The organism is Polycladospora coralii (assembly GCF_014773435.2).
GTDB classification, from domain to species: Bacteria; Bacillota; Bacilli; order Thermoactinomycetales; family Thermoactinomycetaceae; genus Polycladospora; species Polycladospora coralii.
Genome location: NZ_JACXAG020000003.1, coordinates 81,459 through 95,289 on the forward strand (window position 1 = coordinate 81,459; position 13,831 = coordinate 95,289).

Consider the following 13,831-nt stretch of genomic DNA (forward strand, 5'->3'; position numbering starts at 1 on the left):
ATTTAGCGGAACAGGACACCTTTTTTTAGGTTGAGTCATAGGATGAGAAGTGAGATAAATGCCTATTGTTCTTGGCTTTAAATTAAACCGGAAGGCGGCGAGGATCTGTGTGTGGAATTACGGGGTGGGTCGACTTTGACCAAGACTTAAGTAGAGAAGTTGCTATTTTAAATCACATGAATCAAACACAGATCGATAGGGGTCCAGATGCTGATGGGATTTGGGTGTCAGCTCATGCAGCACTTGCACATCGAAGGCTTATTGTGATTGATCCGGAAGGTGGTGTGCAACCTATGATTAAGCATAGAGGTGCTTACAAGACAGTGATTGTCTACAATGGAGAACTCTACAATATCGAAGAGCTCCGTAATCAATTGCGCTCATGTGGACATCATCTTACAACGAGATCAGATACTGAGCTTATTCTGGCAGCTTATTTGGAGTGGGGAGAAGCATGCCCGAAGTATTTAAATGGCATATTTGCTTTTGCGATTTGGGATGAAAAAGAACAGATGCTCTTTGTAGCACGTGATCGGATTGGTGTAAAACCACTGTTTTTTGCTCGTATAGGTACTTCCTTTATATTTGGGTCGGAAATGAAATCGTTACTTGCCCATCCATATGTAGCTCCTGTGATTGATGAAGAGGGTATTGCAGAACTCATGATGATTGGACCAGCGCGAACTCCGGGTGTAGGTGTCTTTAAGGATATTAAAGAACTTAAGCCCGGACATATTTTGAAATTTAAATCTCAAGACCTTGATATAAAGCCGTATTGGGAATTAGAGAGCACATATCATGAAGATGATTTTGATACCACAGTAGAGCGTGTGCGAACCTTATTTCAGCAAGCCGTTGAGAGACAGTTGGTTTCCGATGTGCCTCTAGGTACAATGCTTTCAGGCGGGCTAGACTCAAGTGCCATTTCATCATGGGCAGCACATATTTTTAAAAGAGACGGACGTGGCCCATTACACACCTATTCAATTGATTATCATGATAATGAAAAATATTTTCATGAAAACGAGTTTCAACCCAATAATGATGCACCATGGGTACAGCTTATGTCCGAATATATCGAGTCAAAGCATCATCGCATCTTAATTGATAACCATGAACTTTTCGATCATATCGATCGGGCCCTGGTAGCGCGAGATTTGCCGGGGATGACAGATATTGACGCTTCACTACTCTTATTTGCTCGTGAAATTAAGAAAGAAATGACCGTGGTATTATCTGGTGAATGTGCCGATGAAGTGTTTGGAGGATATCCGTGGTTTCATCGAGAGGAGTTAATCAATGCAGATACATTTCCTTGGGCACGATTGGCTGCAGATCGAGTGCCATTTATTTCACCAGAGATCATTCGTCGTATTCACCCGCTGGACTACTTAGAGAGCCGTTATCAAGATACTTTATCTGAAGTGCCCCGTCTGTCAGAAGAGAGTACCATTGAGGCGCGTATGCGGGAAATGTTTTATTTAAACTTGACGCGTTGGATGCCTACGCTATTAGATCGAAAAGATCGCATGAGTATGGCTTTTGGCTTAGAAGTACGTGTTCCTTTCTGTGATCATCATTTAGTGGAATATGCTTGGAACATTCCCTGGTCAATGAAAGCACACGGAAATCGTGAGAAAGGGTTACTACGCTATGCCCTGCAAGATTTATTACCCCAAGAAGTGATTGATCGCAAAAAAAGTCCATACCCCAAAACGCACCATCCTGATTACTTAAAGTTAATGACTAATCGTGTCAAAAAACTAGTCGAGCACAAAAACGCACCTCTTTTCCAATTGGTCGATCGTAAGCAAGTAATTGCTTTTTTGGAGCAGGATTTATCGAAAAAACATTTCCCTTGGTTTGGTCAGTTAATGAATGTGCCCGCACTGCTCGCATACTGGGTACAGCTCAATCAATGGCTCATTCAATATCAGGTTGAAATAAAATAGGTAGGTAAAAAAGTCTACACTCACTCACTCATTCATTCACAAATCAGACACAAATAGAAGCAAAATCGTACCCTAACATTAAAAATAAAACTCGAATTATAATATGTAATCTATAATCGATAGGAACTGAGGAGTGGAAGGATTTGAAAAAGTTTTTTTCCATGATGATGATTTTTGCACTTGTATTTACAGTATCGCCAAGTGTAACTGCATTTGCGGAAGGGAATACACCTGGAGACCAAGGCGCTGGAAGCACAGCTGAAGAAACAAAAGACCAAGGTACTGGGAATACAACTGAAGAAAAGAAAGACCAAGGTACTGGGAATACATCTGAAGAAAAGAAAGACCAAGGTACTGAAAATACAACTGAAGAAACAAAAGACCAAGGTACTGGGAATACAACTGAAGAAACAAAAGACCAAGGTACTGGAAGCACAACTGAAGAAAAGAAAGAAACAGAAAACACGACTGAAGAAGATCTAACTAATGAAGAGCTTTTAGAGGAATGTATATCTGATAATGAAGTGGCTAAAATTGATGTCGATACCAAACAGCTTGACAATGGCGATATTGAATTAACAGCTAAAACAGATGGTAAAAACGTAAACGGTATTTGGTTAATCTTTGGTCATGAAGTAGATCCTAATCTTGATTTCAGTGAATTTGAGAAGAATACTGATATTGATTCCATTGAGGGAATTACTGAAGTCGTTTATGAAGAAATAGAAAGTAATGGCAATGCTTTAACTTATGTATTAAGTGAGGATAAGGTAAAGCTAAAGAATGGAAAAGCTTATGAGTTTTACGTGTATTTTGTAGGTCAAATCGATGATAAAGATTGTGTTTTGCGTGAAGGATACACTGATTTTCTAGTTGAAGATGAGGAGTATGTACCAGGTGATGATACCAATCCAAATCCTACTGAAAAAGTAGACTCTGAAACAGCTAAGGGATCTGTCGAAACAGTAAAACAATTAAAAGGTGGTAAATTACCTACAACAGCAAATACTTATCCAACAGCAATGTTAATTGGATTTGTTATCGTGCTTGTGGGGTTACTTACCTTACGTGTAAGCCGTAACTAAGTAAGTAAATAAAACGAGTCTTATAAGGGACTCGTTCTATTTACTTTGATTTCTAACTTTGTTATCCTATAGGTTAGTTTGCGCCCGTAGCTCAGTGGATAGAGCAGTGGTTTCCTAAACCGCGTGTCGGAGGTTCGATTCCTCTCGGGTGCGTCTGTAGAGTGGTGTAGCATAAGCTGGCCACTCTTTAATCGCTCTTGTATCCGGCATCACGAGTAGGGTGGCTAAAGGGCTCCGTTGGAGGAATATCTTCTAGTAGTTCTCTGTTCTCACTCGTATTCCAACCAATATCATTTGTAGGGTGGATCCACTCAGGACCAGCCATAATCGCTGGATCTGTATCTAAGTCCCATTGATTAAGAGGGGAATTTGGAGAATCATAGTGACTATCGCCAATCACAATCCCGTGTTCATTTACAAATGAAGGCTCTATTTTGCGCTGAGAACGCTTAAAATCAGGTGAGTGAATTTGATGAGGCATTGTGCCGTCGATATGATTTGCGCTAGATTTTGATTTGTCTTCGGGCATGACGATCCCTCCTTACTAGGAGTATCAACTTTTATGTGAAATTTATGTATGTTCATTTTTAGATCGAAATTGTACAATAATAAAGATTAAATCGATTTGAATGGGGGATTATGCATATATGCGTCATGAGAAAGTCGACCTCATCTTTCAAGCGGCTGTTCAAATTTTTTCTGATCGAGGATTTGATCAAGCCAAAATGGATGAAATTGCACAGGCGGCAGGTGTAGCTAAAGGAACGATTTATTATCACTTTGATAGCAAAGAAGATTTGTTTGTTGGGTTGATGAATGAAGGCCTTTCACAATTGACACAATATGTTGAAAGAAATCTAGAAGGGGCTTTTACGGCTTCAGATCAACTATATGCCATTATAGAGGCGCATGTTCAGTTTTTTGTCGAAAATGGTAAGCTAGCCAAGCTGTTACTTAATGAGGCTTTCGACACCCAAGAGCGCCAATTGCAATTTCGAGCTAAAGTGAGAAATTATATTTCTGTCATTGATCAAGTTATTCAGACTGGTGTACGCAACGGAGAGTTTGAAGTGAAGCATTCGCAAGAACTGGCTGTCGCTTTGTTCGGTGCTGCCAGTGTGATGGTTTTGCATAAAATTTATGCACATGATATAGATAAGCAGGAAGAACTGCAGGCGCAAACTCCTGCAATTCTGAGTACCTTAGAAATGATTATGAAGAGTGTCATTAAAATGAAATAGCTATCGTTGTAAATACACGAGGAATGTTTATAATATCAATTGTACTGACTGGTCAGTTCTTATCTTTTCAATTCATGTATCGGAGGTGTGTATATGAAACGAATTAGCAGGGTGAAAGACAAGTTTTCAAACTATAACTTCGGCTTTGGAGACATCTATCAGATATGGTCATATAAGCCGATGAGAATAGCGATTGCTGGGCTTTTGCTCATACCACTGATCTATAGCTTTATCTATTTAAGTGCCTTTTATGACCCCTACGAAAATATGAAACATCTCCCTGTACCCATTATAAACGAAGATAAGGGCGTTACATTTCATGATGAAGAGATCCAAGTAGGTAATGAATTGGTTGAGAAATTAAAAGAAGACGATAAGCTGAAATGGGAATTCGTATCGCGCGCAGCGTTTAATAAAGGTTTACAAGAAGGGGATTATTATCTGGGGGTGGTTATTCCTGAAGATTTTTCTGAGAAGGCGATTTCAGTAAGTGATTCCAAACCGTTAAAAGGGCACTTAGACTATATCGTGGATGAAAGTAACAATTACATTAGTAGTCAAATGGGAGAATCCATTATCACGGGAATTGAAAATAATTTACAAGAAAAATTGACGCAAATATATGTCGAACAAATTTTTGAGAAATTAGATGAGTCTACTCAAAAAATGGCTGAAGCAGTTGAAGGTGCAGAAAAGCTTGCTGAGGGTGCAGAGAAAGCTGGACAGGGAGCAGAAGAACTCACTAAAGGAATTGGAGTAGCAGAAAGTGGTGCAGAAAAACTTCTAGCTGGTAATCAGCAGATGGCGAATGAACTGGATAAAGCCAATCAAGAAATCCGAAATAAAAAAAGTGCTTATATGGATGAATATGACAAAGCGAAAGAGATTCAGAAAAAGGTAAACGACCTTAACCGTGACTTTCAAAAATGGGCTAAGGGAGAACCTGTAAACATTGACTTGGCTACTACAGTAGCAGATTTAAAGAATTTATTAGGAACCGAACAAGATCGATTAGTTCCAACAAAAGAGAAGCTAGAACAAGCCCCCATGTTACTGAACGATTTGGAGAAGCAAGTTGAAGGTGTATCAGATCATGCTGCAACACAAAAATTATATGATTTATTAAAAGAAAGCAATGATAATCTCGCAAAGACAATTGAATTAAATGAAAAGTCGCTTGATGGTGTAGTTCAAGTTGAGGCTAATCTGAAAAAATATGAAGAGGAAAGAAAGTTAGTTGCATCACAAGCCAATCAATACACAAACACGTTAAATAGTGGGATGAATTCACTCGCTAAATTAGATGACAAACTCAAAGATGTTGGTAAAGCCGTAGATGGTGCCAAACAGCTTGTTGACGGCCAATCACAACTACTACAAGGACTACAAAAATTATTGGCAGGTGGAAATCAGCTTCAAAGCGGTTTAGATCAATTGGCTGATGGCCAATCTAAATTAGCGGAAGAACTAGGAAAAGGTGTAGATGAAGCTAAACAGGGGTTAGAAGGTAGTAAGGAAAAAGAAGAAATGATCGCAAACCCAGTAGATGTAGATAAAAAACGCATTCATTCCGTTCCCAACTATGCGACTGGATTTGCACCGTATTTTATCTCGCTGTCATTATGGGTTGGGGCTATGCTACTCTTTACCATTGTTGATTTATATGGGGTATTAGATAAGCCTAATGGGGCTCCACTATCCCTTACTTCAGGTGCATTAATCGGAGTTGGGCAGGCGATTATTCTCATTTCGATCCTTATTGTCGGCATTCCGATTGAGCCGGAGCTACCATGGATATTATTTTTATTTGCTATTTTACTATCGATTACCTTTATTGCAATTAATCAGATGTTAGTCGCTACACTAGGAAATGCAGGCCGCTTCTTTGCAATCATTCTTCTCATGTTGCAATTGACTTCAAGTGGCGGAACCTATCCGGTTGAACTGCTGCCTGATCTATTTAAGGCTATACATGACTATGTACCGATGACTTATTCGATTCATGGGCTACGTGCGATCATATCTAGTGGAGATACAGCAGCAGTAGTACAAGACGCGTATATATTAATTGGTTTTATGATTGGTTCGTTTTCAATTACACGGATTCACTTGCGGTTGGTAAAGCCGATGCTTCAGAAGCAGATGAGCAAGTTGAAATTAAGAAAACAGTGAATGTGTTTTAACAAAGGCTAAGACAGCGGGGAGTCAGGTGGAGTGGAATCTCCACCTGACTAAAGCCTCACTAACAGTGGTGTAGATTATTCAAAATACACACCTCTCACTAAAACCTTGCGGCGTTCCCAGTTCAAACCTAAGTGGTGGCGGGGGTGTATTTCCTAACCACTATCATCTCACATCTACAATAGCTAGTGTACAACGAGAGATGCAAATTAATTTATCTGATTCATCTACAATCTTTACTTCCCAGATCATGGTAGTACGACCTTCATGAATCAGAGAGCCAATTGCCGTTACCATTCCATCACGCTTAGAGCGGATGTGGTTGGCGTTAATTTCAAGTCCAACCGCAGTCTTACCTAAAGGAGCTACTTTATTTACGCCACCAATACTAGCTACGGTTTCAGCAAGTGCTACGGATGCTCCGCCATGTAATAATCCCATAGGTTGGCGCGTATTCGGTCCCACTGGCATCTTAAATATGATTTCGTCATCGGTGGCGGATACCCATTCAATCCCCAAAGCTTCTCCTAACGTGCCAGCGCTAACTTCTTTCCAATTATCCTTATGAACGACCATCTGAACCCTTCTTTCTGTATACTTTTAATGATCTTATTACATAGTAAATACGATCATTAAAAATGTATAGGATATACTTGGCTATTTTCCAATAAGTGATGGAGATTTATAAATTATGATCTTACCCCTGTAACACTGTAATTAATGCGTTGCTCATATTCATGTATACAATACTCTTCTTCGCTTAGGCGTTGCCAAACCCCTTCTATTTCTACAATAGAGCGTCTATTTATAATTTGCTGAATAGAAATGATTCTGTATAAAGCGCCATTGTAATGAACTATATCGGTATTCTTTACTGAAGACCCCACTGACATTTGGGCGGTAAACCTTTCGGGTTCACCTCGCACATAACGCGTCTTCCATTTCCTAGGCATCCAAGGCTTCCATTGTGGGATTTTCTCATTTGTCATAATAGTGTCCACTCCGATTTTTAAAAAATATAAATATATATATAATTTAAATTGTAAATAAGAAAATCCGATTTAAAATCGTGATAAAAAGTAACTGTGGATAGAAATTGATGTGAGATCCATTCATACCTATTTTTTCAAGACGCATCCTAATCCTAAAAACGATATAGTAATTAGATTTCATACATGTATCATTCGTTCATGGCAAACAAATGATGCTTTATATCCTATTTTTTTATATAGTAGTGAATAAAAAGAGATGGATCAACAGTAAATATTTACATATCATATTTAAAAACATAAATTAAAGAGAATTGATACATGATTCATCTTACATCTCAATTCAATTTTGACTGATTTTGTTTAACTGCTGTTATTTAGGATATTTTAGATTAAAATAAAAGCGAGATATAAGATGAGAAGTATTTTGTTTATTATGGTGTGACAATTTAGACACAAATAGAATAAGAACTTCAAATTGAGGGTGATGAGGGAAAATGAAAACATTTCATAGTGTTATTCGTCAAAAAATTGGTCAGTATCTTAGACAGTTGCGAGATGAACAGAAATTGTCTCTTGATCAAGTTGCGAAATTGACAGATATAAATCGAAATAAACTAAATCGTATTGAACATGGACATAAAGTCGGGCGTAGTGATGACGGATACTTGCATCACATCACGCAGTTTGCCAATGTTTTAGGAGGGGATATTCAAAGCCTTGGCATTACTGAAATCGATCATATTAACTTTAAAGTTTTTAATACTAAAGATCGAACTAAAACAGAATATTTGTTTAATTCGATTGAACATAAGATTGAATTGGAACATCAGATGGGAATCAACTTACATAGCATGGAACAACTGGATAAATTAGATTTTAATCGTAACTCGGGTTATGGCATTATGTATTTCTACTTACGAGGGCTTTTTCAATATCACAAAGGGAATTATGAACGAGCAGAGAATGAACTGATGAAAGCCTTGAATATAAACAAACATTATCCTGATTTTCAGTACTTAAATATGACAGCGGTTTGTCATCATACAATTAGTCAAATTATGTATTATAAGGGAGACATAGAAAGTGCATTAGAGGAGATTGAAAAAGCATTACTTGGTTATGAATATGAAAGTAAAGCAGAAGATGCTCCACCATTACAACGAACCTCTACTTACTGGGCGATATTGATTAACAAGGCCTCTTATTTGGAGGAGCTAAAGCGCTACTATGAATGTGATGAGGTAATTAATCGTCTGATAACGCATATTGACCTAATGATAGATAAATATAAAACAGGCGTATACGAGTTAAAAGCGAAGCTCGAATATCGGCGTAAACACTACGAGTCTGCGGTTGAATCCTCCTTATTGGGTATTTCATATGCATTATGCTCTTCACATTTTAGGAAATACTTGTCAATATGTAATGTTTTAGGAAACATACTTATGGAAGTAAATGATTTAGATTTAGCGGAGTCTAGTTATAAAGCTGTTATTGAATTATCGAGTGCGCTTGACGAACAATATATATCTAATACAGTCCACGCTTATGTTTCATTAGGGAAACTGATGTTCAAACAAGGTGAGTTTGGTAAAGCCATGGAATATTATCAAAGTGGCACGAATATTTGTATGGAAAAAAAATACTCTGGTGGTAAGTATATCGAACTATTAGTCGCTATAGGAGATTTGATGTATAGAATGAAAGAATCGCAGAAAGCCATTCAGTACTTTGAAGAAGTAAATTATATTATTAAACATAAAAATCGCCTCAAACTTGAATATGTTGAGGTGTATTTTAAACTATCTATGTGCTATATCGGAATTGACGCTAATAAAGAGCAGGAATATATGAGGATATATCAAAAGTTGAAAGATCCATTTCACTATTAAGATGATAATAGCCTATACTTCGTTAAACTTTCTATTGAAGTTCTCATTCAACTCTTCTATAATTCAATTAAATGAAAAAGATTATCATTATCAATTTAAGGTAGGGATATTTATGACAGGATCAAATGAAATTTTGAGAAGTGCATACTTGGAAGGGATTGATAAAAACATTACGGTGAGATATCTAACGAAAGAACGAGATTTTGATGTATTACATGATTGGATGAAAAGGCCATACATTTCTAAATTTTGGAAAATGGATATATCAACCGAAGATTTTGATCGTTATTTGGCTCGTACGATGAGTATGCCTGATAGAGAGCATTTTATGTTTGAATTAGATGGTGAGCCATTTAGCTTCTTACTTACCTATAAAGTTAACAATGAAATATTAAAGGATTTTTATGAAGACTTCGAAGAAGAAGATATTGGTGTACATATTGTCATTGGGGAACGAAAATATATTGATGAGAAGTATACAGTCCCATATTTTAAATTTGGACTGGGTTTTGTATTCGATCGGTATAGAGACACAAATAAAATAATTGGAGAACCTGATGAACGTAACAAAATCATTATTCCATCCGCAAATGCCGCTGGCTTTAGAAAAGGAGATATTTTGAGTTTGCCGCATAAAAAAGCGCAGTTACTAGTTGCGAAACGGAGCGACTTTTAATGACATATGAAGTGAAGTGATTTGAGCGATTTTAATTAATCGCTCTTTTTTTATAGATACAAGAAACATAAAACGTAATATTTACGATTTACAACCTCTCCACTCTTGACTATAATTAAGATCGTAAGTGAGAGGGGAGAGAAAAGAATGAAAAGGACAGCTGTTTTCTCTATAGTCGGGGTGATATGTTCTATTTTAATTATAACAGGATGTGTCCCTGCGGATAAAATGGAGAGTAAACGCCTTCAAGTATATAGTAGTATTTATCCATTGCAGTACTTTGCGGAGCGCATTGGTGGTGAGGAAGTGGATGTGCACACGATTGTACCGCCCGGTGTGGAGCCGCATGACTTTGAATTGTCGGCAAAAGATGTAATTCAATTAAATGAGGCAGATATGGTCTTGTACAATGGTCGAAACTTGGAGCCGTGGTTAGAAAAAAATATTGAGTCTATCGATCATAACCAAGTTGAAGTGATAAACACAAGTCAAGATATCAAAGCACTTGATGATCCGCATATATGGCTTAATCCATTGCTTGCTAAGAAACAAGCTGAAGTGATAAAAGATGCTTTTGTGGCACGTGATCCAACACATCAATCAACTTATGATAAGAATTATGAACAGCTAGGTGCAGAATTGGATCAATTAGATCAGGAGTATTTCGATATGGTCCAGAGGGCGACTCAAAAATCTTTTCTAGTTTCTCATGCGGCGTTCACACATTTAGCTGATCGGTATGGTTTAGAGCAAATCTCGGTTTCAGGGCTTTCACCATCTGATGAACCAAGCCCACAAGCATTGAAGAAAATTATTGAAGAAGCCGACAAGAAAAAGATTGGTGTGATCTATTTGGAAACATTGGTTAGTGGAAAACTAGCTGAAGTTGTTCAAAACGAGCTGAAGTTAACACCAAGTGTATTAAATCCGTTAGAAGGTTTGACAGAAATAGAGATGGCAAATGAAGATGACTATTTTACCGTTATGCGTAGAAATAAAGAGCATCTCATGCAAGGGTTAGGTGTCAAGCCATGAATAAGAAAGTGATTGACATTACGGATTTAAACTTTGTGTATGAAACACAACCTGTATTAGAATCGATTGATTTAACGGTTTATCAAGGCGAATTTTTAGCCTTAATGGGTCCGAATGGCTCAGGCAAATCGACATTGACGAAGTTGATACTTGGCTTATTAAAACCGCAATCCGGTACGATTCAAATATTCGGGGAATCCCCCAAGATCGCACAAAAAAAAGCACAAATTGGTTATGTATCGCAAAAAGCAAATAGTTTTAATCGTGGATTCCCAGCCACAGTAAGAGAAGTCGTAGCATCAGGGCGATATGGGATGAAAGGTTTATTTCGTATGATGCAAGCACGCGATTGGCAGAAGGTAGAAGAAGTGATTACAAAAGTGGGGTTGGCATCTCTTCAAGATCAAAATATAGGTAAGCTTTCTGGTGGGCAGCAACAGCGTGCTTTTATTGCTCGTGCACTGGTGAGTGATCCGCAATTATTGGTGTTAGATGAACCTACAGTTGGAGTAGATGCATCCTCTTCTCATCAATTTTATGCCTTACTACAAGAACTCCATCAAAAGCTAGGGCTAACCATTATTTTGGTGACACATGACATCGGAGCTATAACCCATTATGTGGATCGCGTGGTGTGTTTAAATAAAAAACTTCATTTTCACGGAACACCAGCAGAATTTGATCATAATAAAGAAACCATATTTACTAACACATATGGACATGAAGTGCAGATGGTCTTACATCAGCATGAATAAGATAGGATGACTTCGTGTTCGCAGAAAGAAGGATCATAAGCATGTTGGATCTTTTTCAATATGAATTTATGCAAAATGCATTATTTGCCGGTTTAATGATTGGTTTGATCTCTCCATTAGTTGGCATTTATCTCGTCGTGAAGCGATTGTCACTAATCGCAGATGCACTCTCACATGTTACACTGTCGGGAATAGCTGCCGGCCTATTTATACAAAAGCAGTTTGGACTAGCGGTGCAGCCCCTGTATACTGGAATGTTGTTTGCCGTCGGGGGCTCCTTATTTACCGAGCAGATACGAAAACGGTATCCATCATACCAAGAGTTAGCGATTCCCATTCTATTATCAGGTGGTATTGCCTTGGGTGTAGTCTTAATTAGTGCTACCGACGGCTTTAATGTAGATATTGCAGGTTATTTATTTGGAAATATATTAGCTGTAGGCCGGGTCGAATTAAACACCATTTTTATAGTAGGTGGTTTGGTTCTGATCTTCTTTACACTCTTTTATAAAGAGATGTTTGCTGTTTCCTTTGATGAAGAGCATGCCATTCTCTCAGGTGTACGGCAACGGATGATTCAATTGGGATTCTCTCTTATCGTTGCAATTGTCATTGCGGTATCGATGCGTGTAGTCGGAATCCTGCTCGTTTCTGCTTTAATGACTTTACCAGTCGCTACCAGCTTACAATTTTGTAATAGTTTTAAACAAACGATGTTTTGGTCGATAGTGTTTGCGGAATTTTCCGTGCTGATGGGATTGCTCGGAGCTTATTATTTAGACTGGGCTTCTGGTGGGACTATTGTTTTGGTCGCAATCGTTTTACTTCTTAGTGGTTTTTTGATCAAGCGCCTACGAATGAAGTTTGTTTCTTGATCAGATCGGTTGGTTATTTTAGAATGGAATAAGTGTAGTCGATCTTTCGAGTTTGGAGGGAAATGCGATGAACTTAGAGCGAGCATTAGACATTCTTAAGGATAAGGGATATAAGTATACGGGAAAAAGAAAAAGGTTACTCGATATTTTTCTCGTAGAAGGGCGATATTTATCTGCTAAAGAAATTTTAGAAGCGATGCAAGAAGCTTATCCTGATTTGAGCTTTGATACAATCTATCGCAATCTCTCGTTATTTGAAACGTTGGAGATTATCGAAGGGACAGAATGGGATGGTGAGCGTAAATACCGTCTACATTGTGATGGTCAAACGCACCACCATCACCTCATATGTACAAGATGTGGAATTACGAAAACTATACATGCTTGTCCGATGGATACCGTGATAGAACAACCATCTGATTTTCACATAACGGGTCATAAATTTGAGGTATATGGACGTTGTACCACCTGTCTTGAAGTATAAGCCATAAGCTGAATTCAGCAAGCGATTTTTCATTCATAATGCTTGGCGCTTTCCAAACGAATAGTGTTGCTTGTTTAACTGGTAAAATAGCTCATCATTCGCAAATCCCAAAAACTGTGAAATATTGACAAGAGAGACTACTGTCTTGAAGTATAGAGGTGTGTAAATGATGCAGTTGGAAGTATATATGGATATGGCGATAGCTGAAGCGAGACAAGCTGAAATAAGGGGCGAAGTCCCCATTGGTGCTGTTGTTGTATTAGATGGAAAGGTAATCGGGAGGGGATATAATCTAAGAGAAACGGATCAAGATCCCCTGGCACATGCAGAACTGATTGCGATCAAAGAAGCATCGGAAGCAGTCGGTGGGTGGCGACTAAACGACTGTGATTTATATGTTACACTAGAGCCGTGTCCCATGTGCGCTGGCGCTATCGTACAATCAAGGGTAAAGCGGGTTATCTATGGTGCGAAGGATCCAAAAGCGGGCTGTGCAGGAACACTAATGAATTTATTAAATGACCCACGATTTAATCATCAGACCGAGGTAATTTCCGGTATACGTGAAGAGGCTTGTAGCCAAATCTTAACGCAATTTTTTCGACAAATACGTATCACCCGAAAACGGAGAAAACAAGCTTTGCGGGAGCAATCTTGATTTTT

Annotated in this window: 14 protein-coding genes and 1 tRNA gene; 12 read left to right on the forward strand and 3 right to left on the reverse strand. The window is 38.2% G+C overall.

Annotation, left to right across the window (positions count from 1 at the left end; all coding sequences use genetic code 11):
- The first annotated feature begins 107 nt into the window (after nucleotides 1-107).
- From asnB to IC619_RS08535, 3 genes are all read left to right on the forward strand, one after another.
- Nucleotides 108-1,952, forward strand: coding sequence for an asparagine synthase (glutamine-hydrolyzing) (asnB, locus tag IC619_RS08525; protein ID WP_191139459.1), 1,845 nt, complete (start codon nucleotides 108-110; stop codon nucleotides 1,950-1,952).
- A 143-nt stretch (nucleotides 1,953-2,095) separates the two neighbouring features.
- The gene (locus tag IC619_RS08530) at nucleotides 2,096-3,037 is read left to right on the forward strand and encodes an ICP22 family protein (RefSeq protein ID WP_191139460.1); all 942 of its coding nucleotides are present in this window, start codon (nucleotides 2,096-2,098) and stop codon (nucleotides 3,035-3,037) included.
- Between the two features lie 80 nt (nucleotides 3,038-3,117).
- Nucleotides 3,118-3,190: transfer RNA gene (locus IC619_RS08535), tRNA-Arg, on the forward strand.
- Nucleotides 3,191-3,224: 34 nt separating this feature from the next.
- Here IC619_RS08535 and IC619_RS08540 read toward each other — a convergent pair.
- Nucleotides 3,225-3,566 (reverse strand): DUF3905 domain-containing protein, encoded by a 342-nt coding sequence (locus IC619_RS08540; protein WP_191139461.1) that lies wholly within the window; start codon nucleotides 3,564-3,566, stop codon nucleotides 3,225-3,227.
- Nucleotides 3,567-3,684: 118 nt separating this feature from the next.
- On the opposite strand from IC619_RS08540, the gene IC619_RS08545 reads away from it, so the two are divergent.
- Both IC619_RS08545 and IC619_RS08550 read left to right on the forward strand, forming a co-directional pair.
- Nucleotides 3,685-4,278 carry a TetR/AcrR family transcriptional regulator gene (locus tag IC619_RS08545; protein WP_191139462.1) on the forward strand — a complete coding sequence of 198 codons (594 nt, stop codon included), beginning with the start codon at nucleotides 3,685-3,687 and terminating at the stop codon, nucleotides 4,276-4,278.
- A 93-nt stretch (nucleotides 4,279-4,371) separates the two neighbouring features.
- Complete coding sequence (locus IC619_RS08550) at nucleotides 4,372-6,450, forward strand: YhgE/Pip domain-containing protein (protein WP_191139463.1); 2,079 nt, start codon at nucleotides 4,372-4,374, stop codon at nucleotides 6,448-6,450.
- A gap of 174 nt (nucleotides 6,451-6,624) precedes the next feature.
- Here IC619_RS08550 and IC619_RS08555 read toward each other — a convergent pair whose 3' ends face one another.
- Together IC619_RS08555 and IC619_RS08560 are read right to left on the reverse strand one after the other, a co-directional pair.
- Complete coding sequence (locus IC619_RS08555) at nucleotides 6,625-7,035, reverse strand: hotdog fold thioesterase (RefSeq protein WP_191139464.1); 411 nt, start codon at nucleotides 7,033-7,035, stop codon at nucleotides 6,625-6,627.
- A gap of 113 nt (nucleotides 7,036-7,148) precedes the next feature.
- On the reverse strand, nucleotides 7,149-7,448 hold the full coding sequence (locus IC619_RS08560) for a hypothetical protein (protein WP_191139465.1): 300 nt from the start codon (nucleotides 7,446-7,448) through the stop codon (nucleotides 7,149-7,151).
- Nucleotides 7,449-7,945: 497 nt separating this feature from the next.
- On the opposite strand from IC619_RS08560, the gene IC619_RS08565 reads away from it, so the two are divergent.
- The 7 genes from IC619_RS08565 to tadA all read left to right on the forward strand — a co-directional run bounded on the left by IC619_RS08565 (nucleotide 7,946) and on the right by tadA (nucleotide 13,826).
- Nucleotides 7,946-9,343, forward strand: a complete 1,398-nt coding sequence (locus IC619_RS08565) for a helix-turn-helix domain-containing protein (RefSeq protein ID WP_191139466.1) — start codon at nucleotides 7,946-7,948, stop codon at nucleotides 9,341-9,343.
- A gap of 112 nt (nucleotides 9,344-9,455) precedes the next feature.
- Nucleotides 9,456-10,019, forward strand: coding sequence for a GNAT family N-acetyltransferase (locus IC619_RS08570; protein ID WP_191139467.1), 564 nt, complete (start codon nucleotides 9,456-9,458; stop codon nucleotides 10,017-10,019).
- A 147-nt stretch (nucleotides 10,020-10,166) separates the two neighbouring features.
- Nucleotides 10,167-11,054, forward strand: a complete 888-nt coding sequence (locus tag IC619_RS08575) for a metal ABC transporter substrate-binding protein (RefSeq protein ID WP_191139468.1) — start codon at nucleotides 10,167-10,169, stop codon at nucleotides 11,052-11,054.
- A complete protein-coding gene (locus tag IC619_RS08580; RefSeq protein WP_191139469.1) occupies nucleotides 11,051-11,809 on the forward strand; it encodes a metal ABC transporter ATP-binding protein in 759 nt (252 codons plus the stop codon). The genes IC619_RS08575 and IC619_RS08580 overlap by 4 nt, the downstream gene beginning before the upstream one ends.
- Nucleotides 11,810-11,850: 41 nt before the next feature.
- Complete coding sequence (locus IC619_RS08585) at nucleotides 11,851-12,684, forward strand: metal ABC transporter permease (RefSeq protein WP_191139470.1); 834 nt, start codon at nucleotides 11,851-11,853, stop codon at nucleotides 12,682-12,684.
- A 67-nt stretch (nucleotides 12,685-12,751) separates the two neighbouring features.
- Nucleotides 12,752-13,168, forward strand: a complete 417-nt coding sequence (locus IC619_RS08590) for a Fur family transcriptional regulator (protein WP_191139471.1) — start codon at nucleotides 12,752-12,754, stop codon at nucleotides 13,166-13,168.
- Between the two features lie 166 nt (nucleotides 13,169-13,334).
- On the forward strand, nucleotides 13,335-13,826 hold the full coding sequence (gene tadA, locus IC619_RS08595) for a tRNA adenosine(34) deaminase TadA (RefSeq protein WP_191139472.1): 492 nt from the start codon (nucleotides 13,335-13,337) through the stop codon (nucleotides 13,824-13,826).
- The last annotated feature ends 5 nt before the right edge of the window (nucleotides 13,827-13,831 follow it).